General features: G+C 54.5%; 27 protein-coding genes. 25 read left to right on the top strand and 2 right to left on the bottom strand.

Annotated features, from left to right (window positions below):
* Positions 1-5: 5 nt before the first annotated feature.
* Complete coding sequence (locus ACZ5EH_RS03410; RefSeq protein ID WP_464276728.1) at positions 6-335, bottom strand: plasmid mobilization protein; 330 nt, start codon at positions 333-335, stop codon at positions 6-8.
* A gap of 663 nt (positions 336-998) precedes the next feature.
* Between ACZ5EH_RS03410 and ACZ5EH_RS03415 the strand changes: the two genes are divergently transcribed.
* From ACZ5EH_RS03415 to ureG, 22 genes are all read left to right on the top strand, one after another.
* Positions 999-1415 carry an antitoxin Xre-like helix-turn-helix domain-containing protein gene (locus ACZ5EH_RS03415; protein ID WP_464276729.1) on the top strand — a complete coding sequence of 139 codons (417 nt, stop codon included), beginning with the start codon at positions 999-1001 and terminating at the stop codon, positions 1413-1415.
* A 6-nt stretch (positions 1416-1421) separates the two neighbouring features.
* Complete coding sequence (locus ACZ5EH_RS03420) at positions 1422-2138, top strand: RES family NAD+ phosphorylase (RefSeq protein WP_464276730.1); 717 nt, start codon at positions 1422-1424, stop codon at positions 2136-2138.
* Positions 2139-2449: 311 nt separating this feature from the next.
* Positions 2450-3280 carry a formylglycine-generating enzyme family protein gene (locus ACZ5EH_RS03425; RefSeq protein ID WP_464276731.1) on the top strand — a complete coding sequence of 277 codons (831 nt, stop codon included), beginning with the start codon at positions 2450-2452 and terminating at the stop codon, positions 3278-3280.
* 360 nt (positions 3281-3640) lie between these two features.
* Complete coding sequence (locus ACZ5EH_RS03430; RefSeq protein ID WP_464276732.1) at positions 3641-4015, top strand: hypothetical protein; 375 nt, start codon at positions 3641-3643, stop codon at positions 4013-4015.
* Between the two features lie 449 nt (positions 4016-4464).
* The gene (locus tag ACZ5EH_RS03435) at positions 4465-6093 is read left to right on the top strand and encodes a glycosyltransferase (protein ID WP_464276733.1); all 1629 of its coding nucleotides are present in this window, start codon (positions 4465-4467) and stop codon (positions 6091-6093) included.
* Positions 6094-6424: 331 nt separating this feature from the next.
* Positions 6425-7330: a hypothetical protein gene (locus ACZ5EH_RS03440; protein ID WP_464276734.1), complete on the top strand. Its 906-nt coding sequence runs from the start codon at positions 6425-6427 to the stop codon at positions 7328-7330.
* A gap of 660 nt (positions 7331-7990) precedes the next feature.
* Complete coding sequence (locus ACZ5EH_RS03445; protein WP_464276735.1) at positions 7991-9841, top strand: GspE/PulE family protein; 1851 nt, start codon at positions 7991-7993, stop codon at positions 9839-9841.
* A 7-nt stretch (positions 9842-9848) separates the two neighbouring features.
* Complete coding sequence (locus ACZ5EH_RS03450; protein ID WP_464276736.1) at positions 9849-10694, top strand: HDOD domain-containing protein; 846 nt, start codon at positions 9849-9851, stop codon at positions 10692-10694.
* Positions 10695-10746: 52 nt separating this feature from the next.
* Positions 10747-11163 carry a PaaI family thioesterase gene (locus ACZ5EH_RS03455; RefSeq protein WP_464276737.1) on the top strand — a complete coding sequence of 139 codons (417 nt, stop codon included), beginning with the start codon at positions 10747-10749 and terminating at the stop codon, positions 11161-11163.
* Between the two features lie 705 nt (positions 11164-11868).
* Entirely contained in the window at positions 11869-12828 is a 960-nt protein-coding gene (gene speB, locus ACZ5EH_RS03460; RefSeq protein ID WP_464276738.1) for an agmatinase, read from the top strand.
* An 84-nt stretch (positions 12829-12912) separates the two neighbouring features.
* Entirely contained in the window at positions 12913-13761 is an 849-nt protein-coding gene (locus ACZ5EH_RS03465) for a transporter substrate-binding domain-containing protein (protein WP_464276739.1), read from the top strand.
* A gap of 24 nt (positions 13762-13785) precedes the next feature.
* Positions 13786-14436, top strand: coding sequence for an amino acid ABC transporter permease (locus ACZ5EH_RS03470; protein ID WP_464276740.1), 651 nt, complete (start codon positions 13786-13788; stop codon positions 14434-14436).
* A gap of 10 nt (positions 14437-14446) precedes the next feature.
* Positions 14447-15106 carry an amino acid ABC transporter permease gene (locus ACZ5EH_RS03475; protein ID WP_464276741.1) on the top strand — a complete coding sequence of 220 codons (660 nt, stop codon included), beginning with the start codon at positions 14447-14449 and terminating at the stop codon, positions 15104-15106.
* Positions 15107-15127: 21 nt separating this feature from the next.
* A complete protein-coding gene (locus ACZ5EH_RS03480) occupies positions 15128-15919 on the top strand; it encodes an amino acid ABC transporter ATP-binding protein (RefSeq protein ID WP_464276742.1) in 792 nt (263 codons plus the stop codon).
* A 1-nt stretch (position 15920) separates the two neighbouring features.
* Positions 15921-16835: a LysR substrate-binding domain-containing protein gene (locus ACZ5EH_RS03485; RefSeq protein ID WP_464276743.1), complete on the top strand. Its 915-nt coding sequence runs from the start codon at positions 15921-15923 to the stop codon at positions 16833-16835.
* A gap of 30 nt (positions 16836-16865) precedes the next feature.
* The gene (locus tag ACZ5EH_RS03490) at positions 16866-17747 is read left to right on the top strand and encodes an urease accessory protein UreD (protein ID WP_464276744.1); all 882 of its coding nucleotides are present in this window, start codon (positions 16866-16868) and stop codon (positions 17745-17747) included.
* 18 nt (positions 17748-17765) lie between these two features.
* A complete protein-coding gene (gene ureA / locus ACZ5EH_RS03495) occupies positions 17766-18068 on the top strand; it encodes an urease subunit gamma (protein ID WP_464276745.1) in 303 nt (100 codons plus the stop codon).
* Positions 18069-18075: 7 nt separating this feature from the next.
* Complete coding sequence (locus ACZ5EH_RS03500) at positions 18076-18384, top strand: urease subunit beta (RefSeq protein WP_464276746.1); 309 nt, start codon at positions 18076-18078, stop codon at positions 18382-18384.
* Between the two features lie 8 nt (positions 18385-18392).
* On the top strand, positions 18393-20096 hold the full coding sequence (gene ureC, locus ACZ5EH_RS03505) for an urease subunit alpha (protein WP_464276747.1): 1704 nt from the start codon (positions 18393-18395) through the stop codon (positions 20094-20096).
* 83 nt (positions 20097-20179) lie between these two features.
* Positions 20180-20650 (top strand): urease accessory protein UreE, encoded by a 471-nt coding sequence (gene ureE / locus ACZ5EH_RS03510; protein ID WP_464276748.1) that lies wholly within the window; start codon positions 20180-20182, stop codon positions 20648-20650.
* The gene (locus tag ACZ5EH_RS03515; protein WP_464276749.1) at positions 20647-21318 is read left to right on the top strand and encodes an urease accessory protein UreF; all 672 of its coding nucleotides are present in this window, start codon (positions 20647-20649) and stop codon (positions 21316-21318) included. Before ureE ends, ACZ5EH_RS03515 begins: the two co-directional genes overlap by 4 nt.
* 21 nt (positions 21319-21339) lie before the next feature.
* Positions 21340-21945 carry an urease accessory protein UreG gene (gene ureG / locus ACZ5EH_RS03520; protein WP_464276750.1) on the top strand — a complete coding sequence of 202 codons (606 nt, stop codon included), beginning with the start codon at positions 21340-21342 and terminating at the stop codon, positions 21943-21945.
* 6 nt (positions 21946-21951) lie between these two features.
* Here ureG and ACZ5EH_RS03525 read toward each other — a convergent pair whose 3' ends face one another.
* On the bottom strand, positions 21952-22695 hold the full coding sequence (locus tag ACZ5EH_RS03525; RefSeq protein WP_464276751.1) for a GntR family transcriptional regulator: 744 nt from the start codon (positions 22693-22695) through the stop codon (positions 21952-21954).
* A 348-nt stretch (positions 22696-23043) separates the two neighbouring features.
* Between ACZ5EH_RS03525 and ACZ5EH_RS03530 the strand changes: the two genes are divergently transcribed.
* The 3 genes from ACZ5EH_RS03530 to ACZ5EH_RS03540 all read left to right on the top strand — a co-directional run bounded on the left by ACZ5EH_RS03530 (position 23044) and on the right by ACZ5EH_RS03540 (position 26701).
* Positions 23044-24423 carry an aminotransferase family protein gene (locus tag ACZ5EH_RS03530; RefSeq protein ID WP_464276752.1) on the top strand — a complete coding sequence of 460 codons (1380 nt, stop codon included), beginning with the start codon at positions 23044-23046 and terminating at the stop codon, positions 24421-24423.
* A gap of 92 nt (positions 24424-24515) precedes the next feature.
* On the top strand, positions 24516-25664 hold the full coding sequence (locus tag ACZ5EH_RS03535) for an iron-containing alcohol dehydrogenase (RefSeq protein ID WP_464276753.1): 1149 nt from the start codon (positions 24516-24518) through the stop codon (positions 25662-25664).
* A gap of 260 nt (positions 25665-25924) precedes the next feature.
* Positions 25925-26701 (top strand): hypothetical protein, encoded by a 777-nt coding sequence (locus tag ACZ5EH_RS03540; RefSeq protein ID WP_464276754.1) that lies wholly within the window; start codon positions 25925-25927, stop codon positions 26699-26701.
* Positions 26702-26709 lie beyond the last annotated feature (8 nt).

Genomic DNA, 26709 nt, shown 5'->3' on the forward strand with positions numbered 1-26709 from the left:
CTGCCTCACAATCTGGCGACAGCGTCTTTGAGTTCGCGCTGCCGGGCCTCGATCTGCCACAGGAGCTGCCGCACCTCGCGGTGCAGCCCCCGCCACTCTGCATCGGACCTGCCGAGACAGAGCTTGAACAATCCGCCGAGCCGGCCGAGGTCGGCGTTGATGCGCAGCAGCTCGCGCCGGAAGCGCTCCAATTCTCGGCTTGGCGTTGGCTGCCCCAGACAGACACGCTTCGCAAAGGTGGAGAGGGAGAGCCCGGCCTTGTCCGCGCTCTGGATGATCTGTCCGTACTCCTCCGGCGTCAGGTAGGTCTTCATGGCGATTTTCTTGGAAGGCATCCCTTGTTCCTGTTTTGCAGCGTTGAGCCGAAGGCGAATAAGCACGCTCCCGGCAGGGCAGGATGTGAAGAGGCTACCGTAGGTGGGCCTACTTCACCTGTCCTGCCTTCAGACTTCGCTGCACCATACGACAGCGTATGGAAATCGTCGATCCCATTCGCATATGATTGCAGATGATTGCGTAAGATTGAAGATGGCATTGCATGGTTGAGCATGCATCAATACAGTACATCATAACTGACATAACGCCGCTTAAAAGCGCATACGGGGGAATATCGTCGCAAGGTATGGAGCTTCCGACCGCCCGCTGGTCTTGCGACGGTTTGACACCAGACACAGCATGAGTCGTCCGGCACAAGGTGCAGACAATGCAGACAATGCAGACTTGCCCGAGACCATGTCTGCGGCCGGGAGGGCTTGCAGGACAAGGGCTGACAGACAAAGCGGACAAAGCAGACTTGTTTTTCAGAAGTGAACGGACGGGATGGGCAGCAGACTTTGCAGACATTGATTCCGTGAAGTCTGCCGCCGGGAAAGTCAGTACCAGGCCGGTTGGCAGACAAAGCGGACAAGGCGGACTTGTTTTTTACAATACCTGGTGCTCCAAAAAAACTTGCCAGTGTAGCAGATGCTACTATATATGTAGCAGAAAAGGAGTGAATAATGCCAAACACGCTCCCCACACACCACGAAGGAGCGCGGCAGGTGGACCTGCATGATCCGGAGGCGAGGAAAAGCCTTGCCAAGCAGCTCGCCAGGCTCTTCGACCTCTGGGGACTGAGCGGGCGGGAGCAGGCTGCCGTGCTCGGGTTGGCAGAGGACAACCGCTCAACCCTCGCCCGGTATCGCAAGGGCGCGCCACTGGCCGACAACCGCGACCTCCTGGAGCGCGCCGGACATCTGCTGGCCATCCATGCCAGCCTGCGTCTGTTGTTTCCGCAGAATCGCGAGCTGGCCTATGGCTGGATGCGCGCCCAGAATCGCAGGCTTGACGCCAGGCCCGTGGACATCGCCCGAGAACGCGGCTTTGAAGGACTGCTTGCCCTGCGGCGCTATCTCGACTTCGAGCGGGGGAGTTAGGCGCTCATGAAGGAAACATTCGCCGCTCTGTGCTCCAGCACGCTGCTGTTTGACGGCGACCTGCTGCGCAACATCAAGTCCATTCGCGTCTCCCAGGATCTCTTCGATGACCTGGCGGACAATGATTACGACCGGTCCACGGCCGTGACAGCAACTGCCCTGGGCAAGGATGCCGCACAGGAGCCCTGCATCACACGCCCCTTTGATTATGGTACAGTGATCACCTACAGCTTTGATGCCGCACCCTGGCAGGAGACGCGCTTTTCAGACGGCCGGCGCTACGGCGTCTGGTATGGCAGTCTCGAGCTTGAAACCACGGTGTACGAGACAGTTTTTCACTGGTACCGTTTCATCATGGACTCGTTCCCCGACCATGGGGGGGACATCATCGGCGAGCGCCGTGTCTTCCGCGCGGGGTGCGATGCGCTGTTGATAGACTTGCGGGGGAAAGAGTTGGCCTTTCCAGAACTGCGCTCCAGGAAGGACTACGGCTTTTGCCAGCGACTTGGCTCCTGGCTCGTGGAGCAGGGACAGAACGGGGTGCTGGTGCATTCCGCTCGTTGTGAGGGGGTGAATGGAGCCATCTTCCGTCAGGAGCGGCTCTCGAACGTTCGTGACCACTGCTTTCTCACCTACCGCACAGTGCCGGGCGAGGACAGTGTGACCGTGGAGCGCAAACCCGGTCTGCCCTGGCTGCACATCCGGCCGAGCACCCTGGCGTGATCCTCGGGACAATGCGTTGCGGAACAGCGCTTTCGACACCAGTGCTTGCCTGCCGCTCCGCCCTACAATTCCGCCCTACATTTGTGCCAGAAACAGCCGTTTTTTGTAGGGCGGAGTTCTTGATGAGTTAATGAAATCAACACATTATGCCAGAACCACCTGAATGGGGTTCAGGGGGTCGGAGGTTCAAATCCTCTCATCCCGACCACGAATTTCAAGGGCCAGCTAACGGAAACGTTGACTGGCCCTTTTTTCGTTGGTTTGTATCTCAATTTTATATGGTTGCCCTCTCTGCCGGGGTGGAGGCGCATATGACGGAAAAAACAATGCCTGGAAAAAAGTCTGCGGTTATGTTGCTTGCCACGTTTGTTTTCTGCTGGACTTCCGTAGTCTTTGCAGCGGCCCCCGTAAACAAATCATGGACCGACCCTGCCACGGGCATGGCATTCGTCTGGGTGCCAGGGGGCTGCTACGAAATGGGGTGTGGCGCATGGCAGGCCAGTTGTTACGATGATGAAAAGCCAGCGCGCCAAGTCTGCGTAGATGGATTCTGGTTAGGCACATACGAGGTGACGCAGGCTGCATGGGGCAAGGTCATGCCCGACAACCCTTCTTTTTATAAGGGCGAGATTCTACCGGTGACCAATGTCTCTTGGGATGACATCCAGGAATTTGTCCGCAAGTTGAACGCCCGCACTTCAGATGCAACGTATTTTCGTTTACCAACCGAAGCAGAGTGGGAATACGCCTGTCGCAGTGGGGGCAAGCCGGAAAAATTCTGCGGGGCAGACTCGCTGGACCAGGTGGCGTGGTATCTTGAGAACAGCGGCAATACAATGCATCCCGTCGGCCAAAAATCTCCAAACGGCCTGGGATTGTACGACATGAGCGGCAACGCTTATGAGTGGTGCCAGGATATTTATAACGATGAGGCGTACTACCCCGAATATCCGCATGACAATCCGCTGATTTTGCAAGGCTTGGACGGTGAAGCCCATCGCGTTTACCGAGGCGGCAGCTTCGATTACGAACTGAGATACCTGCGCTCTACAGATCGTCGCAGAACCCCCCCTGAGGCAAGCAGCTACAACCTGGGATTCCGTCTCGTGCGGAAAGACAATAAAACGACTGGCAACGACTAGATGCCCCTGCTCACGCTATTTGCACTATGCAAAGGGCATTTCATTACTCACCATGTCTGAAACCTCTTGAACAGCTTTGGTAACAGAGACTCCAACCTTCTCCTCCCGAAGACGAATTTCAAGGGCCAGCAATGAAAACATTGTCTGACCCTTTTTTATGGAGATTTTGATGGTAAACCTCGAGTTTCTGCTCAAGGTGTTGTAATCACAACGTAAGAATGAATAAACGGCACGAAACACAAATCTTTAGGTGGTGTTGGCGCTTCAGTTTTAGTACAGGCAAAAGGAAAGAATGCATTTACCACACCTTCATGATTTATTTTAGATATGTATTCGTAACACAATATCCGGAGATGAATCGTGCCGTATGAGATTTCATGGGAACCCCACGGGATAGTCTGGACATTTCATGGGGAACTCACAGGAGAGGATGCCACACAGGCGAACCTGGATATTTATGGAGATCCTCGATTCGATACTTTGCGCTACCAGATTGTCGACATTCTGGGTGTTGAGCATTTCAATTTGACCAAGGATATCATGGACGAATCTGCTTCCCTGGACGAAGCCGCCACCTTCACCAAACCCCACCTGGTTGTTGCTGTTATTGCTGCTACACGGGAAGCCATAGAAGTTGCCAAGATGTACCAATCCGCCATGACCACAGCGAGTTGGAAGGTCCAGGTCTTCCCTAACATGGAAGAGGCGAGATCCTGGATTTGCTCCTGCACCTGATTTTTTCGCTCCGGATTTTACATCTCACGAAAATAGTCAAGTCGCTCTTTATACAGATAATCCCTTTCTTGATGGCGCAAATCGTTGCCACTGCAAAGGCCGCAACACCGGAGCATCCCTACCAGCACGTGCTCAGGAGCGGGGTGCTGTGCCACAGATCTAAGGGGCGAAGAGAATTAATGCCATCGAGACAGCTCGATTTTATGCCGCCAGCCAGGGCTGCGGTCCCTGTCGTTCCAGGATTTTGCCACCATTTTGTTTATCAAAAGAATAGGGTATGCTGCCAAGGCGAGACGAGAGGACTTTTTTGAAGGTGGGGTACAATTAACAAACACTTGCACAATTCGAAGTTGCCTCTTTTATAAAAATTGCGGCACCCTACAGAACACGTTTCAGCCTGAGCGTAATCCATCCAAAACGACGTAAACCCGCTTACATCGGGAGACTCCATGAATGCTGAATTTTCCTATATTCAACCTGGCCTGGAGCCTGAGCTGAACGCCCTTACTCCGGCGGAACTGCAACATCACTACTGCGCGCATCTTCATGCTTTTCTTCTTGATGAATTCCTGGGAGCCGCATATCTCAATAGATTTCTGACAATTGACAATCTCCAGTCTCACGGCGAACTCACAAAGTGTTTCGTCCATTTGATACGCAAAGCCGCCCAACTGCTCCCCCTTAATCCGGGGGTGAAAAGAATACACGGGCAGATTTTCAATACGCAACTCGACAAAATAAAATCCAGCGCCCTTGAAAAATACTCCATTGATGACGCTTTTTTGAAACGCTTCAATTTTCTTCAGAAAAGGGGCAAGCACCAGGAAGCCTACGACGCGCTGCTTGCAAAACTCCAGGAAGAAAACACCAACGTGCTGCTTGCGGAGATGTTACTGGAACTTTCTCTTGAAAATGACCCGGCAGCGCTTTCCTGGCTTGAAGACGTGAAGCCGCATGAAATCTTAAAAGATGACTGGAACATACAGACGATCTATCAGGCCGCAAAGCATGGCGAGACAGAACTTGCCTTAGCCCTGTGGGAGCGCGCGGATCTGGATGTTGCCCAATGTGGAGAAAACCTCCTGTGCCACCTCGGCGCCTGCTTTGCCAAATCCGGGGATGCTGCAAAGGCCAAGGAGCTCTTTGCACGAGCACTCGATATGGACCCCACGCTGCTGCCCATCAGGCTGCTGCTCAACGAGCTTGAGAATCCTTTCAAAATCGAAGACACGCCGCTTCAGGGCGAATCCATCCCCATACTCATATACTCTTACAACAAGGCAGAGCTCCTGGGCGCCACGCTCAAAAGCGTCTGTGAATCTGCCATTGGCGATTCCAAAATTATCGTCCTCCTCAACGGATGCTCGGACAGCAGCCTGGAGGTAGTGGAACAAGCCCAGAAGGAGTTCCCCAACAGAGGCATAGAGATCATCAACATGCCCATCAACATGGGGGCCCCTGCTGCGCGGAACTACCTTTTACATTACGTGCATAAACACTACGCATTCAAGTATGTGGCGTATCTGGACGACGATGTGATCCTGCCTGATAATTGGCTGCAGGCTCTGCTCTGCGCCATACGTGAGGATACCTCCATCGGTGTTGTCGGCTGTCGTGTTCTCAACCCAGATGTGCGTAAACCGCAGTACCTTTACCGCGACCCGAGCATAGTAAAGCCGGGCAGCTTTCGCTTGACCCTGCCCAGGCCGATTGCCGGCAGCTCAACGGGATTGTACGAAGTTCGCAGAGATGTCTGGACAGTCATGGGGTGCTGCCACCTGATTCGCAAGGAATGTTTTCAAAAGGTTCCTGATTTCGATATTCAATTCTCCCCCAGCCAACTCGACGATGTCGCCTTCCACCTGGACGTCAACCTGCAGGGGTGGAAGGTCAGATATTTAGGCAACCTGGCGTGTATCCACCACAGGGCAACGGGTTTTCAAAAAAGCGATAACAAAACAAGTGGCAATTCCATGGGGAACGATGTGAAGTTCTATTACAGATTTCGGGATCACTTCCCCGCATTCACACGGTGGATGCAGTCAAACACGGCTGCATTCATGCAGGAGTTGCGATAGCGCCCCCACTTTCTGTCCATGGCACTGCGTTTGTCGAGAGTTCATGTGGCAGGTATGCCCAGGGATTCACTTTTTTTGCGCCTTCTGGCGCGGCAAGATACAGGCTTAAAAGCCTGGCGGACAGTATCAAAAAGCCCCCAGCGAACGAGCACAACAAGCAGCATGCCTTAAAATCAACATGCTTACAGCATGACTGCCTGTTATCCGATAAAAAGAGTAGACCACACTGCACAATTTTTGCTATTCTTTATACTAAGTTTAGACTAAAGCAACAATATGCATTTACGCCTGCGTGCCACACACCCTGTACGCAACAGTTCAAGGAGATGCCATGCACCCCCTTTTTCGTCTTTTTATTTTCTGTAGTGTTTTCCTCACCTTGCTCAGCACCCCTTTGATTTCCGGCGCGGAGCAAGCCTCAAAGGAGGCCCATGGCTGGAGGCCTGCAATAAAGGCGCAGGTGCGCAGCCATGCCATTGCACTCTCAGAAATGGATGACGGAGGGGGCGAAGTTGGCGTGTGGGAAAACCGCGTGTCCCTCAAGGCATCACCGGTCTCATTGAGCTATGAAGTCCGCAGCTATCAGTGGGAGGACAAACACAAGCTGCCCCTTGTCGACAATGGGGAGACCCCTTTTGAAAACCTGCACCGCCTCAGCATCGGGCTTTCGCATCAGGGAGTCATTGCCGACCAATGGGGGTGGTTCGCCGGCCTCACAGGCGTGTCGGCATTTGAAAGCGAACTGGACGACTCCTTTGGCGGAGCATTCCGCGCCGGCATTTCATACAGCTTTGATAAACGCTGGCAGGTCATGGCTGGAGGCACCATTTTCGTCAATGCCATCAGAGTCCGCGCCTTCCCCATTCTGGGGGTGGTTTATAACGGCATCGGCGAGGATGGCACCGGTCTTTTGGCAAGCTTGACCGCGCCTGATGCGTCGGTGACATACAAATTCACCCCCTGGTTCGGCATGAGCGGCAATTTCAACCTGGACACCAGATTTTATCGGCTGGCAGACGACAGCGACATAGAGTCTGAAGGCTATCTCTCCACCAGGGCCTTCCAAACATCACTGCTGGCGGAATTCACCCCCGTTAGCGGCCTGAATGTAAATTTCGGACCAACATTTAATTTTGCCCGAGAAATGACCGTCTACAGGAAAAATGGTGACAAGGTGCGCTCACCGAATATTGACAGTACGTTGGGTGTCGCCTGTGACGTGAGTTACAAATTCTAATGTGATACGCACTTTTGCGTGATTATCTTGCAAATCATACGGCTGTATAGTCGTGCAAACGCATCGCGCATCTTGACTATAGATAATTACCATAAATATCAGCCAAAACACTTCACAACAAGCCATAACGACCAATAATTTTACGCAATGGCTCGTATTACCTCTAAAACACCAAGTCGAATACGCAACAAAAAGACGTTATTATTACATGGCGGCATAATATTTTATTTTTGCAGCTCATCAAAATAAATGTACTAAATCTTATCCCCTTACGGTTTTAAGATTCACACCCCAAAATATAAACTTCCTCTTCTACCCACTTTTACTCATTTTTTCCCTACCAGATTTTTTTTTGACGAAAAGAAGTCTTCAATTGTAAGTAAAAGGCGGGTTGCATGCTGGGGGGCATGCACCTCCATTTGGCCACACGCCTCGGGGTGACAAATAAGAATCAAGGTGTGTCAGTGGCAGGACTGCGCGTTCAGCTTGCCATGCTAAGCCAAAGCTACCGATAAACTGGACAAGCTAGATTGACTGAGACTGAAGCCAAGCTTCCATGAGAAGCGGTGCGTCCGCGCTAGCCGTTATAGCCATGCGCACCCTCTGGTTTCATTGTGGCTGTTGGTATTGCAGGATCAAGCCCCCAGAAAGGATAAAGGGATGCCAGAACACAGCGAACTGATGCAGATATTCCTCGCTGAAAAGTTGATTTCGGAAAAACAAATCCAACACGCAGAACGGATTCGCGCAAAACTTGGTGACAGCAGACCGCTTCTGAACATCCTGATCGAATTGGGAGACATTACCGAAGCCCAGGCCTGGGAAGCCATCCGCAACAACAAGTTGAGCATGCGTATTGGCTTGCTGCTCGTAGAGTTGGGACTGATACGGCAGCAAGACCTTGAATCCGCTTTCGCCATCCAGAAGACCGAAGGGGACAATAAAAAAATCGGCGAGATACTGGTCAAGCACAACTTCATCAAAGAACAAAAGATGCTTGAAGTGCTCTCGCTGCAAATGGGGTACATACACATCGACCCCCGCTTCACCCGCGTTGATCCCGCCCTGGTGCAAAGAGTTCCCCAGCATATCAGAAACAAAAGCATTTTCCTGCCCATACGCAAGGAAGAGGGAAAGGTCCTCGTCGTTTTTGCAGACCCCCTCGACTACAAGGACATAGAAGACGCCGAGCACACCTTTCAGGAAGGCATCATCACCGGCATTGCCGCAAAAGACGCCATACGCGAAGTCCTGCAAAGAATAGAAAAAGGCAAACAGGGTAGCATTGTTGCCGACGACAAAACAACCATCGGCATTATCGATGGCATCATAATGCAGGCCATCCAGGTTAATGCCAGTGATATCCACATCGAACCCCTGGACGACAGAATCCGCGTTCGTCTCCGGCGCGATGGCGTGCTGGAACTGCACAAGGAATACCCGCTTGAACTGATGAACGGCATTTCAAGCCGCATCAAGATCATGAGCAACGTGGATATCACGGAAAAACGCCGCCACCAGGGAGGGCGCCTGCTCTTCAGTTATGACAGCGGACAGATCGACCTGCGCGTATCCTTTTACGTAACGATCCATGGTGAGGCCATTGTTCTGCGCCTGCTCAACAGGCAGGGCGCCCTCATCGATATAAACGATCTGGGCATGCAACCGCGCATGTGCAAACGCTTTATGAACAACGCCCTCAGCAAACCAAGCGGCGTTCTGATCATCACCGGGCCTACGGGCTCCGGCAAGACAACCACCGTATATAGCTGCATAAATTACCTGAACAATATCAACGTGAGCATCATCACGGCGGAAGATCCCGTGGAGTACGTCGTCCCCGGCGTCACACAATGCTCCATCGAACCCAAAATCAACCTCACCTACGAGGAAACACTGCGCCACATTGTCCGCCAGGATCCGGATATCATCGTCATAGGTGAAATCCGGGACAGTTACACCGCGGATGTGGCGGTGCAGGCAGCCTTGACCGGGCACAAGGTTCTTACCACCTTCCACACGGAGGACAGCATAGGCGGCCTTGTGCGCCTGCTGAACATGGACATCGAAGCTTTTCTGATTTCCTCCACAGTTGTCAGCGTCGTAGCCCAACGCCTGTTGCGGCAGGTTTGTCCGGAATGTGCAAAACCCGTCAAGCCCACCCAGGCCGAACTGCAGCTTGTGGGTTATTCACAAAAGGACATCGTGGGCGCCCAGTTCATGAAGGGTTCAGGCTGCCCCAATTGCCGGTATACGGGGTACAACGGCAGAATCGCCATTTTCGAGTTGCTCATCCTGGACGAATACATACGCAATGCCATTCTGGACAAGCAGACCAGCTATGAGATCCGGAGTCTCAGCCTCCGTACAAGCGGCCTGGTTACCCTTTTTGAAGACGGCATCGTCAAGGCAGCTCAGGGCATTACCACCATAGATGAAGTTTTGCGTTGCCTGCCCCAGGTCATGCGCCCCCGCCCTTTGAACGAACTCAAAAAAATTCTCGGAGTATAACAGGACCATGACCCTTTCATTTGTCGAAATTCTCGAGGAGACCATCAATTCGGGGGAAATTACGCTCCCCCCTTTCAACAAGGTTGTGGTGAACATCCGCAATGAACTTGCGAAGGAAAACCCGGATATAAAAGCCATAGAGCGCGAAACCATCAAGGATCAAAGCCTCACGGCGCAGGTGCTGCGGATTGCCAACTCACCTTTCTATAAAGGGATGAAAGAGATTTCCACGGTGCACGGCGCCATCATCCGTCTTGGCGCCAACGAGATTGCGAACATCGTCACCTTGTGCGCGCAGCGAAATCTGTTCAAAACCAAGAACCCGGAATTGCTGCGCATGATGAACAATCTGTGGGTGCATTCCGTTTCCTGCGCAGTGGGGTCCCATTGGCTTGCCCGCCACCTTGCCCTTAACGACATCATTCACGAAGCCTTTTTCGCAGGGCTCATGCACGATGTTGGTAAGCTTTTTCTGCTCAAGGCCATCGAAGACATCAAGACAAAGCGCGACCTGAGTTTCGATGCGACCCAGGCCTTTATCGAGGATATCATCCACAGCCTGCACTCCGAGCAGGGGTACAAACTCCTCAAGAACTGGAACCTCCCTTCTATCTATTGCAATGTGGCCAGAGACCATCATAATGAGACGCAAGAGACCGATGACCCGCTGCTGCTGTGCGTGAAGCTGACGGACAAGCTGTGCCACAAATGCGGCTTCGGTTGTAAGGTCGACAGCGAATTGGATATAGCAACCAGTCCTGAAGCCACATTTCTCGAAGTCTCAGATGTTCGCATTGCAGAACTGGAGATAAAGATCGAAGACGCCATGAATCTGGCCAACACTATTTCATGAGCCCCTCCCCAATATGGGGCACCTCAACACGCAGCATAAGGCACAAGACAGCATGACCCTAGACCAATACACAGCAGTCATTGAAAAAAACTTTCCTTTCCACGAACTGCTCGGGATAAAACTGGATGCAGTGCAGGATGACTGTGTACGGTTGCGCGTCCCCTACAACGAAAAACTCCTTGGACATGTACAGAGCAGAATGATCCACGGGGGCGTCATTTCCTCCCTTATTGATATAAGCGGCGGTTTTGCCGTCTGGACCAAGTGCGCCCCTGAAGACACTCTCGTCACCATCACCCTGAGCGTCGACTATCTGCGGCCAGCTATGGCCTGCGACCTGATAGCAGAGGCAACTGTTCGTCTGCAGGGCAACCGCGTGGGCAACGCCCATGTGGTGGTCTGGCCTGCGGGCGCACCTGATGTGCACCTCGCGGTTGGCAGAGGCGTCTACAACATCAAGCGGGCGTAATGTTCATAATCCCCTAAGCATGGCTACCCCATACTGAATGGAGTGGCGCCATGGAGGAATGCTCGTCAGGATAAGCACAGCGCAAAAAACGAAAATGTCCACACTACCCCCCCTCTCACTCCTGCACCTCACACAACGATTTCATAATAACACTGCCCCCTCTGCCTTCAAGCACTTGCAGCGTCACTCCATTCCTTGGACATCCAACATGTTAAACCGCACAAACCCCGTTCTTTAATCCGCAACACAACGCCCCCCCTTCCCCTGCCGCATAGAAATGAGCCCTGCTGTATAATCCCCTTCACACAAGGCCTGATGCGGGAGTGCGCACTTGGAACGCGCGCACACTTTGTATTTATTTTTCATTTTTGTTCATCAAATTTTTGTTTAATTGCTATATTTGTAATATTTTTCGCTTCAGCCTTCCATTTTCGCGCGCCTTTCCCTCCATGCCATCAGACAGGCGTATGGACCAATAAGCACAGCTTATTGCTAGGCTTTGTCTCGGCTAATACCGGTTCTGGAACCAATATTCTGCAATAAATTATTTAATTATTTAATTTCAGCATATTAAAAAATCAAAATGCCGTTCCAAAGCCCTTTCTTGCTGTCCCGCTTCCCCCATGAGCCATCAGTTTCGGTCTCCGTGTTGCATTGTATGCCCTCATAACACGACAAACCAATTTTGCTTATATGGAGGAAAAATTGAAACCCTACGTGCCTGTCGATTCACTCGCTTCACCCAGATTTGTGGGGGTCAGCACATTCATGCGGCTGCCCGCCATAACCACGCTGGAAGGGATTGATTTCGCTGTCATCGGCGTTCCTTTTGATACCGCTACTTCGTACCGGGCCGGCTGTCGTTTCGGCCCCAAAGCCATCCGCGAAGCATCCGCTATCCTGAAGGCATATAACCCCGTGGTGGGCGTGGACATTTTTGAACACTGCTCCGGGGTGGATTACGGCGACGTCAATATCATCCCAGGCTACCTGGAAGAATCCCATAAAAACATCACAGATGGCCTCTCCCCTGTTTTCGAGGCCGGCGTTGTGCCCATTATCATTGGGGGTGATCACTCCATCACCCTGCCCATCCTCAGAGCTGCGCACAAACACCTGGGCCCCGTATCGCTCCTGCATTTCGACTCGCACAGCGACACGGCCGACGACTACTTCGGCAAGCCCTACAACCATGGCACCCCCTTCTTCTGGGCCCTGGAAGAGGGGCTGATCAATCCCGCCACCTCCATTCAGGTGGGCATGCGCGGCCCCCTGTACAGTGCCGATGCCCAGGCCGGCGGTACTTCCCGCGGGTTGGAGATCATCTCCGGATGGGATCTGCACGCCATGGGCATTGCAGAAGGCATCCGCCGCATCCGCGAAAAAATCGACGGAACGCCGGTCTTCATGTCCTTTGACATCGACTTTCTGGACGCTGCCTATGCTCCTGGCACTGGCACCCCTGAAATCGGCGGATTCACCAGCCACGAAGCCTTGCAGCTCGTGCTCGGCGCCTGTGCAGGGCAAAAGCTCGTGGGCATGGACCTGGTTGAAGTACTGCCCGACCTCGACCATGCGCAGATCACCTCTTTGGCCGCGTGCGGCATTATGCACGCATTTTTGTCGGTTCTCGCCAAAAGCAAGGCTGCCAGCAAAGCGGCCTGATTGCGGAGAAACCAATATGTGGTGGAAACACTCTCACCGGGGCGTCCCCATCCATAACCCTTTTACTTTCGGAGGCCTCTCCAAATGATGAGACGACTTGGAATTCTGGTTTTCATGATTGCCCTGCTGACCATGGCTGCCGCAACAGCCCAAGCAAAAGACCTGCTTGATGAAATCAAGGAACGTGGCGAAATCGTCATTGCCACAGAAGCGCGCTTCTCCCCCTTTGAGTTCATCCAGGACGGCAAGATTGTAGGCTATGCAAAAGACCTGATGGACGAAATCCTGAAGGACCTGCCCGGCGTAAAGCTGAAGCAGCTCGATCTCCCCTTCCAGGGCATCCTGGCTGGCCTGGACGCCAAACGTTACGACTTCGTCTGTACGTCCCTGACCATCACCAAGGAACCCATGGCAAAGTACGCCTTCACCATCCCCATTTCCACAGCGTCGGTCACCTATGTAAAGCGCGCTGATGACGACTCCATCAAGTCTGCAGAAGACCTGGCCGGCAAGGTCATCGGCATTCAAGCTGGCGCAAAGCCCTACTTTGCCGCAGTCGAAGGTCTGGAAAACGACGTGCTCAAGCCCAAGTTCGGCAAGGGCGTCGGCGAGCTGGTTGAATTCATCAACAATGACGAAGCTTACGCAGCGCTGGCTGGCGGCCGTGTGGATGCAGTCGTGAACTCACTGCCCAACCTGGCGCCCCTGGTTAAAGAGCGCCCCGACGTCTTTGCCATCGGTCTGCCTCCCTTTGGCCCTCCGACCTATTTTGGCTGGGTGGGACGCAAGGACGCAGAAAGCGCCTCTCTGGTGCAATTCTTTAGCGATGGTCTCAAGAAGTTAAACGAGAACGGCAAGATGGCTGAGCTGCAGAAGAAATGGTTCGGCTTCACCATGGACATTCCGACCACGGTTCCGGAACCCACCATCTAACGTAAAAAAAGCGACTGATATCCCATGTTCGATTTTACCGTCATACTGGGGCATTTTCCCGAACTGCTGCTCGGCGCCTGGCGAACCCTGTTCATCTCGAGCATCTCGATCCTGATCGGTTTCGTCTTCGGCCTCCTGCTTTGCTTCGGAAAGATGTCGCGCGGCAGAGTGCTCAGCAGATGCTGTAAAACCTATATCAGCTTCTTCCGGGGCACCCCCCTGCTCGTTCAGTTGACGATAATCTTCTACTTCCTGCCCCTGGCCGGAATAAACATCCCGTCTGTGGTGGCCGCGGTGCTCTGCCTGTCCATGAACACCGCGGCCTTCCAGTCGGAGATCTTGCGCGGCGGCTTTCAGGCGCTGCCAAAAGGGCAGGTGGAAGCCGCGCAAGATCTTGGGCTCACGCCCCTGCAAATCAAGCTGCACATCCTGGTGCCCCAGGTTTTCAGGGCCACGCTGCCGGCTTTGACCAACGAGACCATCGACATTCTCAAAAACTCCGCTCTTATTTCCACAATCGCGGTCACCGATCTCATGCGGGTATCTCAAACACTGGCATCTGCCACGTTCCGGCCCGTTGAATCATACGTCATGGCGGGCGTCATCTATCTTATCCTGACATCCTGCATCGGCAGACTCGGCATCTTCCTGGAAGGGAAGATGAAAACCGCATAGGGGCGCAATCATGTTCGATTTTTCCATAATTTTAGAATATTACCCCCTGTTCCTCAAAGGTTTCAGAAACACGGTGCTCATCTGCATCGCAGGTGTGGCCTTGGGACTGGCCTGGGGCCTGGTGCTGCACAGTCTGAGCAAATACCGGTTCAGGGCAGTACGCCTACTGTATCGGGGGTACGTCACGGTCTTTCGCGGCACCCCTCTACTGGTGCAACTTTTTCTGCTGTTTTATGGCGGCCCTCATTTCGGTTTGCGCTTTTCGGCAATCGCCACTGGCATCCTGGGGCTTACGCTGTACAGTGCCGCCTACTTCGCGGAGATATACCGCGCCGGATTTCAGAGCATCCCAAAAGGGCAGATCGAAGCCTGTCAGGACCTGGGGTTCACAAAACTCCAGACCATGTTTCATGTGCAATTGCCCCAGATGCTTACACTCATTACTCCATCCGTAATCAATCAAACGATCCTGGTGGTCAAGGAATCCGCCATCCTGTCCATCATCACAGTGCCGGAACTCACCACGGCGGCGGTCAAGGTCTCCACCCAGACCTTTTCCATGGTCGAACCCTATGTGGTCCTTGCCGGCGCATACTGGCTCATTGTTACGGGCATTTCAAAATGCTGCGAAATCCTGGAACGCAAACAGATGCGCTACCTTTCCCGCTAGTGCAATCCGAGGTACCAACTCATGGCCAATGCAAACAATTACAGCGTCCAGCTCATCAATCTGTGGAAGAACTTCGGCGAAACCCCGGTGCTCAAAGGGGTGGACCTGAACGTAAAAAGCAAGGAAGTCGTCTGTATCATCGGCGGCTCAGGCTCTGGAAAGAGTACGCTTTTGCGCTGCATCAACGGGCTGGAAATTTTCAATGACGGCAAAATCATAATCGGGGGGCAAATGTTCAGCGCCCTGGGAGATGAAAACCACCCCAACCTGGTGCCTGCAGAGCGCACCGCTGCGCTGAACTCAATTTGTATGGTCTTCCAGCAGTTCAACCTCTGGCCCCACATGACTGTGCTCAAAAATGTCATGGCGCCCCTGCGTCTGGTAAAAAAAATGAGCAAGCAAAGCGCAGAAGCCAAGGCGCGGGAAGTCCTCGACAAGGTCGGCATGCTCGCCAAGGCGGATGCGTACCCAAACAGTCTCTCCGGGGGGCAGCAGCAGCGAGTGGCCATTGCCCGCTCCTTGGGCATGGAACCGTCCATCATGCTTTTTGATGAGCCGACGTCCGCGCTGGACCCCGAACTGGTGGGCGAAGTGCTGAACGTCATGCGCAAGCTGGCCGAAGAAGGTATGACCATGCTTGTTGTTACCCACGAAATGGGCTTTGCCTACCAGGTGGCGGACAGTGTTGTTTTTCTGGCTGACGGACTGATAGAGGAATCAGGCCCGCCAAAGGAACTGTTTACCAATCCGCAAAGCCCCAGACTCAAGTCCTTTTTGGGCCCCTGGTCGGAACGAAACGGCTCCGTGAACTGATATGATAAAGCTGCAAAACCTCGACAGCCTCAGGCTGTTCTCCACCGCCGCCTTTCATTTGAATTTTACACGGGCGGCCAAAGAGCTGGGCATCTCCCAGAGCGCCATGAGCCAGCAGATCGCCAGGCTCGAGGAATCCCTGGGCTTCCGCCTCTTCGAGCGCAAGGCGCGTGGGCTGGAATTGACGGAAAAAGGCGCCCGGCTGTGGGTTGCCGTGCGCGACGGTCTGGGACGCATAGAGCACACCCTGCGAGAGTTGGACGACACACGCCGCCGGCGCGAAAGCCTGATGGTGCGCACTCTACCCTCCTTTGCCGCCAAGTGGCTCATCCCGCGCATGAAAAAGCTGCGGGACTTTGCGCCTGAATTGAGCATAACCGTGGAAGCAGAAATCCCGCTGCCCAATTTCATGGAAGACGGCATTGACGTGGCCATCACCTATGGCAAGCAGGATCGCCCCGAATTGGATCAGACGTATCTTTTCAGCGACGCCATTTTTCCTGTTTGCGCGCCCTCTTTTCTGGAAGAGCACCCCATAGAGAGCCCGGCCGACCTGGATGGCAGCTTTCTGATCCATGATTCGCTGCCCCATATCATCTACGCAACGGACTGGGCCGAATGGTTCGCCAAGCTCGGCCTGCCCATGCCTTCTGGCGGGCCCGGCCCCTCTTTCAGTACGGCGGCCCTGGTCAGCGAAAGCCCCCTTTCCGGCCACGGCGTTGCCCTTACACGGTTTGCCCTGGTTGCCGATCACCTGGAGGAAGGCAGGCTAGTGCGGCTTTTCGACGACGTGGAGTACGAGGATTCATTCTATATCATTTGCCCCAAGTCTTCTCTGCAACGGGTGGCCATCCGCCGCTTTTACGATTGGATGCTCGAAGAAGCCGCCGCTTTCAAAGCGCGGATGAATTTTTAACGCGGCCTCACATCGTACGAGTACCACACCATGCTCGCCATTGCCCACGACACCCACGCCACCGCACCTGCTGCGCCGCCATCCCATGCCGCCTCAGGATGGAAGGCCGAGCTGGATCTGGAGTTCGCCCCTGGTAGCGGACGCACCATCCTTTCCAGACGCAGCCACCGTGGCCCCCTTGCCGTGCAGCGCCCTTTCCATCCCGAGGCCAATGGCGCCTGCCATGTCTACGTGCTGCATCCTCCCGGCGGTATTGTCGGGGGTGACAGCCTGCGGTTGAACGCCACTGTCAGGCCAGAGGCCCACGCCCTTGTCACCAGTCCGGCCGCGGGAAAATTCTATCGCTCAGCCGGCCCTGTGGGCAGGCAGGTGCAAACCCTGCGCGTGGATAGCGGCGCAACCCTGGAATGGCTCCCCCAGGAAACAATCGTCTACCCGGGTGCCAACGCCTGTCAAAAAACTCGGGTGGAGCTCACAGGCCAGGCGTTCTTCCTTGGCTGGGAAATCATCTGTCTGGGGTTGCCGGCCTCGGAGCAACCGTTCTCCCGCGGCAGCTTCCGCCAGTCTTTTGAAATATTTCGTGATGAAGAACCGCTGCTTCTGGAACGCGCCCTTTATGCAGGGGGCGCAGGCATACTTTCCCAACCATGGGGCCTTGGCGGCTGCACCGTTTTCGGCGCCCTGTACGCAACAGGCGGGAGCGCCACGACCATAGAGCGCATCCGTAAAGGCGTTAAACCCTTTTCTGAAAAAGGTCGCTGCGCATTGACGCACATGGACGGACTGACCGTTTGCCGCGCCATGGGGCACAATGCTTTCAAGGTGCGCGACCTGCTCGCCATAGCTTGGAGCGAACTCAGGCAGGATATCCTTGGCTGCCCCCCGTGCCCTCCAAGGGTTTGGAACACGTAACAACCAAAGGAAAACAACATGAAGCTTTCGCCACGAGAAAAGGACAAGCTCCTGATTTTCTGCGCAGGCATGCTGGCCACCCAGCGCAAAGAGCGCGGCCTCAAGCTCAACTATCCGGAATCCATGGCCTACATCGCCGCTGCCATATTGGAGGGCGCGCGAGAAGGCAAAACCGTGGCCGAACTCATGGATTTCGGCGCCACACTGCTTACCCGCGAAGACGTCATGGAGGGTATCCCAGAAATGATCACCGAGGTGCAGGTGGAAGCGACCTTTCCCGACGGCACCAAACTCGTCACCGTACACAACCCCATCCAGTGAGGTTTTCATGATTCCCGGCGAAATTTTTTGCGAACAGGGCGCCATCGACCTCAACCAGGGGCGCGCCACAGTGACCATCACCGTATCCAATACGGGCGACCGCCCCATTCAGGTGGGCTCCCATTACCATTTCTACGAAACAAATCCCGGCCTCAGCTTTGATCGCGAAGCCGCAAAAGGCTTCCGGTTGAATATTCCAGCAGGCACGGCCGTGCGTTTTGAACCCGGCCAAAGCCGTGACGTGGAGCTCGTGTCCTTGGCTGGCGCGCGCAAGGTTTATGGATTCAATGCCGCCGTCATGGGCGCGCTCGATTAGGGGGAGTTATGGCACGCATAGATAAAAAGGCGTATTGCGATATGTTCGGCCCCACAAAAGGGGACCGTGTTCGCCTGGCAGACACCGACCTCATCATCGAGGTGGAAGACGACAAGGCCATCTACGGCGAAGAAGTGAAATTCGGCGGCGGCAAGGTGTTGCGCGACGGCATGGGGCAATCCCAGGCCGCAAATGACATCGCCGTGGACTGCGTCATCACCAACGCACTCATCCTGGACCATTGGGGCATCGTCAAGGCCGACATAGGTCTCAAGGACGGACGCATCGCCGCCATTGGCAAAGCCGGCAACCCCGATACCCAGCCCGGAGTGGACATCGTTGTCGGCCCCGGTACGGAAGCCATTGCAGGCGAAGGGCTCATCGCCACGGCCGGCGCCATTGACGCGCATATCCATTTCATCTGCCCCCAACAAATAGAAGACGCGCTCATGTCTGGCGTCACCACCATGCTCGGGGGCGGTACCGGCCCAGCCGCCGGCACCAACGCCACCACCTGCACCCCTGGCCCCTGGAACATCATGCGCATGCTTCAGGCGTCAGAAGGGCTGCCCATGAACCTGGGCTGGCTGGGCAAGGGTAATGCATCCCTACCGCACTCTCTGGAAGAACAGCTTGCAGCCGGCGCGATGGGCCTCAAATTGCACGAAGACTGGGGCACCACGCCCGCCGCCATCGACAATTGCCTTACCGTTGCCGACCAATACGACGTGCAGGTGGCTATTCACACAGACACGCTCAATGAATCGGGCTTTGTGGAAAACACCCTGGCCGCTTTCAAAGATCGCACCATCCACGCCTACCACACCGAAGGCGCCGGTGGTGGCCATGCTCCTGACATCATCAAGGCGGTGGGCGCGCAAAACGTGTTGCCCTCTTCCACCAACCCCACACGCCCCTATACTGTAAACACCATTGACGAGCACCTGGACATGCTCATGGTCTGCCACCATCTGGACCCCGCCATCCCCGAGGACACGGCCTTTGCCGAGTCCCGCATCCGGCGCGAGACCATAGCGGCGGAAGACATCCTGCACGACATGGGCGCGTTTTCCATGATCGCCTCCGACTCCCAAGCCATGGGGCGCGTGGGTGAAGTCATTACCCGCACTTGGCAGACCGCGCACAAGATGAAGGTCCAGCGCGGCCCGCTGCCCGAGGACAGCGCGCGCAACGACAACAATCGCGTGAAGCGCTACATAGCCAAGTACACGATCAATCCAGCCCTGGCCCACGGCATCCAGAATGAAGTGGGGTCCCTGGAGCCCGGCAAGATGGCCGATATTGTGCTTTGGAAACCCGCCTTTTTCGGTGTAAAGCCCGAAATGATCATCAAAGGGGGCACCATCATCGCCGCCCCAATGGGTGATCCCAACGCCTCCATCCCCACGCCGGAGCCCGTGCACTATCGCCCCATGTTTGGCGCCTTTGGCGGAGCGCTTGCCGCCTCCACCATAACCTTTGTCTCCCAGGCCGCCTATCAGGCCGGCATCAAGGAACAATACGGGCTTGCAAAACGACTCGCCCCTGTTTCCGGAACGCGCACCGTGCGTAAAAAAGACATGGTGCACAACAGCGCCACCCCAACCATCGAGGTGGATTCACAAACCTATGAAGTGCGCGCCGATGGCGAACTGCTGACCTGCGACCCCGCAGCTGTGCTGCCACTGGCCCAGCGGTATTTTTTGTTTTGAAACAGGCCGGGGGGGCTTTCCGGGGGGAAACCTTTCAATGAAAGGTTCTCCCCCTCGCACAACCCATCACAGGGCTGCCAGATATGATGCAATTTACTCAGGTAGTAGATAGTCAAATAGCAGTAGCGGAAACGCTGACACTGCCCCACGAAAAGCGGGAGCGCTCACGTCTACGGGTACGGCTGGATTCTGGCGTGGAGGCAGGGCTTATGCTGCCCCGCGGCACCGTACTCAAAGGGGGCGACTGCATTGCCACAAAAGATGGCGTTACGGTGCGCATCATCGCCCAGGAAGAACCGCTTTCGATTGTTGTGTTGCGCGATCCATTGGAGATGGCCAAGGCCTGCTACCATCTTGGCAACCGGCATACGCCCCTGGAAATACGGGAACATTCAGTGCGCTATTTGTACGACCCCGTTGTGGACGACATGGTCCGCAGCATGGGGTATTCGGTTGAACATGCGCACGGCCCCTTTCATCCGGAGGGCGGCGCTTACCACATGCCCCACATTGCAGTGGCCAACGACTTTACCTTTTCAAGGAGCGCGGCATGACGCCCACGCCCCAATTGCTTCGCTTGCTGCAACTTGCCAGCCCTGCGCTCCCGGTGGGGGCGTTTGCCTATTCACAAGGGCTGGAATGGAGCGCGGAAAACGGGCTGCATACCGAGACGCTGGCAGCCGACTGGATTTGCGGTATTCTGAAAAACACCCTGGCGCGGCTGGATGTCCCTGTGCTGGCGCGGCTGCATGAAGCCTGGGAACTGGGGCACGCAGCAGGCGTGCAGAAGTGGTCCGGCTTTTTATACGCTTCACGCGAGAGCATGGAATTGCGCGCTGAGGAGCATGCCACGGGCAGCGCCCTGGCAAGATTGCTAACGGACCTGGACATGCCGGAAGCCAGGGAATGGGGCGTCCACCCCAGAAGAACCTTTGCCACCCTGTTTGCCCTGGCGGGCGCGCGTTGGGGCATTTCCCACGGGGACCTGTGCGCGGCTTACTGCTGGGCGTGGGCGGAAAACCAGGTTGCTGCCGCCATCAAACTTGTCCCGCTGGGACAAACTGCAGGGCAGCGGATTCTGTCACAGGTAGTTAGTTTGACGCCTGACGCCGTGTCCCTTGGGCTGGCGCTGGAAGACGACGCCATCGGCGCAAGCGCTCCCGGTCAGGCCATGGCGTCTGCCCTGCATGAAACACAGCGGACACGCCTGTTCCGTTCGTAATTACCTTTACGGAGAGTTTTTATGTTTCAAGCACTGCGCCTTGGCATTGGCGGCCCTGTGGGATCGGGCAAAACAGCTCTCATCGAGCAGATTTGCCTTGCCCTACGCGACCGTTTTGAAATCGCGGTAGTCACCAATGACATATACACCAGGGAAGATGCAGAATTTCTGACCCGACGCCAGGCCCTGCCCCCGGAACGGGTGCGCGGCGTGGAAACCGGAGGGTGCCCGCACACGGCCATACGCGAAGACGCCTCCATGAATCTTGCCGCCGTGGAAGAGTTGTGCGCCACCTACCCTGAACTGCAAATGGTCATGGTGGAATCGGGGGGCGATAATCTAAGCGCGTCGTTCAGTCCTGAGCTTGCAGACCTGACCATCTACGTCATTGACGTCTCAGCCGGAGACAAGATCCCCCGCAAGGGCGGCCCCGGCATCTGCAAGACAGACTTGCTGGTCATCAACAAGACCGACCTGGCGCCGCTGGTTGGGGCGTCTCTGGACGTCATGGACCAGGACGCAAAAGCGCAGCGCGGCGACAAGCCTTTTGTTTTTGCCAACATGAAGACCAAACAAGGGCTGCAGGATATTTTGGATTTCATCATCCGGGAGGGAATGCTGGAGTAAAGGCTGCTATTCCTGGATAGCCTGGTAGACGTATTTACCAATGGAGCAGCGGAAGCGGTACTTATCGCCCCTGCACAGCGCGCGAGCAAACTCCACAGGAATACCGGCCTCATCGTAAACCACGCCGTCAACACGCATACACGGGCAATGCTCCCAGACTTTAAGCAACTTTTTTTCCTCTTTGGAGGGCAGCACCGCGCTTATCTCGTTTTTGGAGTAGCGCAGATTGATAGCGTAGTCCTTTTGCAGGATGGAGTAGAGGATGGTGTCCAATGAGCGCTGTTCCAGCCCCGGGACAAGTTTGGCAGGCAGATAACTTTCTTCCAAAGCCAGGGGCACGTCGCTCGCCAGCATGAGCCTGTACACATAGACGACGTCCTCCCCCTCGTTGATCTTCAACTCCCTGGCCACCATCTCGCTGGCGGAAACAATGCGGGCCTCCAGCGGCTGATAATGGGGGCGCAGCCCCGCGGCCACAATGTCATCATGGAATGTGGAGATGGATTCCAGTGAACGCGTCAAGACAGGGCGCTCCGTGGAGAGCAAAAACGTGCCCTTGCTGCGCTTGCGCACCAGAATATGGTCGCCCACCAGCTTGTTGATGGCCTGGCGCACCGTCATCCTGTGTACGCCAAACATCTCAGCCAACTCGACTTCTCCTGGGATCTTGTCTCCTGGCAAAAACTTTTTTTCCGCTATCTGGCTTGAGAGCCATTCATAAATAGCCATGTACTTGCTTTTACCAGACACGCACACTCCTGTGATGTTTCTACGGCTCGGTTGCTGCGTATTCTTTGCGCCCCTAGACCGGTACGTCTTTGGCCCGAGCTGCGATAAGATGTTCATCTTCCGTCAATAACATGATGTTTTTTCGTACAAATACACCATGCGGCAACTTGATTCAGCCCCTATTTTCTGCGTCCTTACCGCTTGACAATATTCTGTCGCGGGCAGTATGTCTAGACAAAAGAAACGGCACGCTTCTCAAGGCCACTCTGCTGCCGCTCCCTTTCATGCTCTTTCAAGTAAAAAACAACAATTTTCAAGGCACTTAGCTGCCTTATCAACTGATGCTTCCTTAGCAAGAGGAGAAGTCCGATGGCAGGTTTCCCAGCAAAAAGCACGGCCGCATATAACGATGCCGACTGTAAGTACACGTGGCACCATCTCACCCAACACCAGGCCTTTGCCAACAAGCCTCCCATGATTGTCGTGGAAGGCAAGGGCTTGCGACTGCGTGACATCAACGGGAATGAGTACCTCGACGCCACTTCTGGCGGGGTTTGGTGCGTCAATGTCGGCTACGGCCGCGAAAGCATTGCCAAAGCAGTGTACGACCAGATGCTGCAAATGCCCTATTTCGCAGCCACTGCCAGCTCCATCCCCATGATCGAACTGGGTGAAAAGCTCATCTCCTACATGCCTGGCCTTGGCAAAATGTACCTTTCCAACAGCGGGTCAGAAGCCAACGAAAAAGCATACAAGATCGTACGCTCCCTTGCGCATATCACGGGCAAGACCGAAAAAAAGAAAATTCTGTACCGCGACCGCGACTACCATGGCACGACAATAGGCGCTCTCAGCAGTAGCGGGCAAAACGAACGTCGTGACTGGTTCGGCCCTTTTGTAGATGGGTTTGTCTCTTTTCCGCACGCATGCTGCTACCGCTGCGCCTTCAACAAGGAATACCCTTCTTGCGACCTGGAATGCGCCAGAGCCGTTGAAGGCATCATTCAGGCAGAAGGCCCCGAAACAGTGGGCGGCTGCGTTGTGGAAACCATCACAGCGGGCGGTGGTGTCATTCCTCCTGTGCCGGAATACTACGACGTGTTGCAGGGCATCCTGAAAAAATACGACATCAAACTGATCATGGACGAAGTTGTCTGCGGTATAGGGCGCACAGGCGCCATGTTCGGCTATCAACATTACGGCATCACCCCCGACATGGTGACCCTGGCAAAGGGCGTTGCCAGCGCCTACATGCCTTTGTCCATCACTGTGACCACGGAGGATATTTTTTCCGCTTTTGTCAATGATCCCAGTGACAAAATGGCCTATTTCCGCGACATCAGCACCTATGGCGGCTGCGCGGCGGCATGCAGCGCCGCCCTGGAAAATATACGTATTATCGAGGAGGAAAAGCTCCTCGACCGGGTAACGAAGATGGGCGAGATGCTCATGGCTGGGCTGGAAGAGTTGCGCGATTTGCCTGGCGTTGGAGACGTGCGCGGCAAGGGACTGCTATGCGGTGTTGAGTTTGTGGCGGACAAAAAGAGCAAAGAACCGCTGGAGGAGTCCAAAGTCGTCGCCATTGTGGGCGAAATGGCTGCAGCCGGCGTGCTGATAGGGCGCACGAATCGTTGCCTGGAGGGGATGAATAACACCATCAACATGGCGCCTGCGTATGTTGTCACAGAAGAAGAAATCGCCACCATGCTGAAGGCCCTCCGCGCCTCAATCCTTAAGGTGCTTGGATAGAGAAGAGAAACGTGCTGCCTGCGGCAAGAAGCAAAAACGTTTCACTCCAGGTGCAGGTCCGCAACAATCGCCTTTAAAGAGGGAGGTCTCACGTGCATTCCTATAATACGGTCCGCCGCATCGTTCATGGTCGCGGGTGCAGCAGCGCCCTTGCTGCTGAAGTAAAGCGCATCGGTGGTTCCAAGGTTTTTATTGTCACCGGTCCCAACATAAAAAGGACCCTGCTCGGTCCTGTTTCCGAGCAACTGCAACAGGCCGACCTTGATGTGGCGAGCTTTAGCGAGGTTGCCCCTGACCCTAAAATAGAGGTTGTGGAGCATTGCCTGCAAGCAGCCAAGGCGGCATCGCCCGACGTTATTGTGGGGCTTGGCGGCGGCAGCACATTGGACATTGCCAAGGTAGTCGCTGCCCTGATGACCAACGAGGGTCCCGTTGACAAATACTTTGGCATGGACCTGGTGCCGGCGCCTGCTCTGCCCTTTATTCTCATACCGACCACGGCGGGCACGGGCAGTGAAGTCACGTCCATCAGTGTGCTCTCAGACACCAAGGAGCAGCTCAAGAAGGCCGTGGTCAGCAGCAACATGTTCGCCACCGCGGTCATGCTCGACCCTGAACTGACCATTGGTCTGCCGCCCAAGATCACGGCGACCTCGGGCATGGACGCCCTTGTCCACGCCATAGAGTCCTACACCGGGCTGCACGCCACACCTTTTACGGATACGCTCAACCACCAGGCCATCGGCCTTATCGCGGCAAACCTTCGCAAGGCTTACACCAGGGGCGGTAACATCGACGCCCGTGAAGCAATGCTCAACGCCAGCTGCATGGCCGGCATGGCGTTTTCCAACACCCAGAATGGGCTTGTCCACGCCATTGCCCTGGCTGTGGGGGGCAGGTACCCCCTGGCGCATGGCCTGCTGACCGCGGCAATCCTGCCCTGGGTCATGGAGTACAATCTGTTGGCTGGGCCCGAAAAATTCATTGAAATCGCGAGACTCTTCGGGGAAGACACTACCGGATGCAACCACTTGGAAGCAGCGCGTAAAAGCGTACAGGCGGTGCGCGCCCTGCTGGCTGACCTGGAGATTCCAACCACGCTCAACCACTATGGCGTGGAGCGCGACGCCCTGCCCGACATCGCCAAGGGCACAATCGGTGCGGCCCGCCTGATTAACAATAATCTTAGAAGCTGTACCCAGGAAAGCGTAGAAAAACTGCTCTTGGAAAATTATGAATAGCCTGCCGTACTATCATGTGCGCCTGGGCCGTGGGGTTGCAAAACCTGACGGCCCTTTTTTATGCCCTGCCCTGCGAAACAAAACATCCCAATGTTACAACTGCGTACTCAATTTGCTCAATTCCACACCATTCGCTATGCAAAACAACGTCAGTTATTTTATGAGCATTTCTGTTTTGACAATTCAGAAATTGAAACGTAACTTGCTTCATTCCTGCCCCCCGACAAAGATTCATTTATCCGAGAGCGCGCCAGTTAATTATGCGGATTATGCAAATCACTTGTTGCCTTCTTCTCACCTTTTCTTTTGCATTTACATGCACAAGCACAACTGTATATTCCGCAAACAACCCAGATGACAACTCAACAATTAAGAATCTAATTGAATGTTATCTTGATAACATTACAGACGCACAAAATATTAATTTCATCGAAAAACTTTTGTCCAGTGCCGTATACAAAGACAGCGCCCTGATCATTCACCTTGCATGCGGCGTTCCCACTTCTCCAAAAGACCATTTCAAAAAAGACACTGACATAGCAAAAGGGAATCTTCCTGCTTTATCCGTAAACGGATCACCGCCACGTTACGTCCAAAGCGAAGAACTACAGAGTGTACATGATTCTAACAACGTAGCGAACATGGACGCACCCGAAAAGAAAAACGTTTCTACATATCTTTCCTACCACATACAAAACAACAAAAATCCTGCTATATATTTTTCAATATGCAACCTTATGGAGTCCACCGCATTTGATGGACACTTTTCCATATTCCTCCTTCAAGCATATAGATTTCCCAACAACGTGAAAGGTTGGATCATCAAAAACAAAATAGCGAACCAACCCGTATCCAAGTTGCCTCCATCGCAAGAGAAGGGATGCACCCTTCCAGATGTCTTCAATGTACCAAACTTGGAACATGAGAAAGAGTATGCTGTTATTGGCATTGTGTATGACACGGACTCCCATGTCCGCGCCATCAACCTGCAACAACTCCCTGCCCTTTCTCATATAAACAGTCTGAATACACCATAACAATAATT

Source organism: Desulfovibrio biadhensis (assembly GCF_055388615.1).

Coding starts and splice junctions, on each gene's coding strand:
- ACZ5EH_RS03410 (WP_464276728.1), bottom strand. CDS start 335: ATGCCTTCCAAGAAAATCGCCATGAAGACCTACCTGACGCCGGAGGAG.
- ACZ5EH_RS03415 (WP_464276729.1), top strand. CDS start 999: ATGCCAAACACGCTCCCCACACACCACGAAGGAGCGCGGCAGGTGGAC.
- ACZ5EH_RS03420 (WP_464276730.1), top strand. CDS start 1,422: ATGAAGGAAACATTCGCCGCTCTGTGCTCCAGCACGCTGCTGTTTGAC.
- ACZ5EH_RS03425 (WP_464276731.1), top strand. CDS start 2,450: ATGACGGAAAAAACAATGCCTGGAAAAAAGTCTGCGGTTATGTTGCTT.
- ACZ5EH_RS03435 (WP_464276733.1), top strand. CDS start 4,465: ATGAATGCTGAATTTTCCTATATTCAACCTGGCCTGGAGCCTGAGCTG.
- ACZ5EH_RS03440 (WP_464276734.1), top strand. CDS start 6,425: ATGCACCCCCTTTTTCGTCTTTTTATTTTCTGTAGTGTTTTCCTCACC.
- ACZ5EH_RS03445 (WP_464276735.1), top strand. CDS start 7,991: ATGCCAGAACACAGCGAACTGATGCAGATATTCCTCGCTGAAAAGTTG.
- ACZ5EH_RS03450 (WP_464276736.1), top strand. CDS start 9,849: ATGACCCTTTCATTTGTCGAAATTCTCGAGGAGACCATCAATTCGGGG.
- ACZ5EH_RS03455 (WP_464276737.1), top strand. CDS start 10,747: ATGACCCTAGACCAATACACAGCAGTCATTGAAAAAAACTTTCCTTTC.
- ACZ5EH_RS03465 (WP_464276739.1), top strand. CDS start 12,913: ATGATGAGACGACTTGGAATTCTGGTTTTCATGATTGCCCTGCTGACC.
- ACZ5EH_RS03470 (WP_464276740.1), top strand. CDS start 13,786: ATGTTCGATTTTACCGTCATACTGGGGCATTTTCCCGAACTGCTGCTC.
- ACZ5EH_RS03475 (WP_464276741.1), top strand. CDS start 14,447: ATGTTCGATTTTTCCATAATTTTAGAATATTACCCCCTGTTCCTCAAA.
- ACZ5EH_RS03480 (WP_464276742.1), top strand. CDS start 15,128: ATGGCCAATGCAAACAATTACAGCGTCCAGCTCATCAATCTGTGGAAG.
- ACZ5EH_RS03485 (WP_464276743.1), top strand. CDS start 15,921: ATGATAAAGCTGCAAAACCTCGACAGCCTCAGGCTGTTCTCCACCGCC.
- ACZ5EH_RS03490 (WP_464276744.1), top strand. CDS start 16,866: ATGCTCGCCATTGCCCACGACACCCACGCCACCGCACCTGCTGCGCCG.
- ureA (WP_464276745.1), top strand. CDS start 17,766: ATGAAGCTTTCGCCACGAGAAAAGGACAAGCTCCTGATTTTCTGCGCA.
- ACZ5EH_RS03500 (WP_464276746.1), top strand. CDS start 18,076: ATGATTCCCGGCGAAATTTTTTGCGAACAGGGCGCCATCGACCTCAAC.
- ureC (WP_464276747.1), top strand. CDS start 18,393: ATGGCACGCATAGATAAAAAGGCGTATTGCGATATGTTCGGCCCCACA.
- ureE (WP_464276748.1), top strand. CDS start 20,180: ATGATGCAATTTACTCAGGTAGTAGATAGTCAAATAGCAGTAGCGGAA.
- ACZ5EH_RS03515 (WP_464276749.1), top strand. CDS start 20,647: ATGACGCCCACGCCCCAATTGCTTCGCTTGCTGCAACTTGCCAGCCCT.
- ureG (WP_464276750.1), top strand. CDS start 21,340: ATGTTTCAAGCACTGCGCCTTGGCATTGGCGGCCCTGTGGGATCGGGC.
- ACZ5EH_RS03530 (WP_464276752.1), top strand. CDS start 23,044: ATGGCAGGTTTCCCAGCAAAAAGCACGGCCGCATATAACGATGCCGAC.
- ACZ5EH_RS03540 (WP_464276754.1), top strand. CDS start 25,925: ATGCGGATTATGCAAATCACTTGTTGCCTTCTTCTCACCTTTTCTTTT.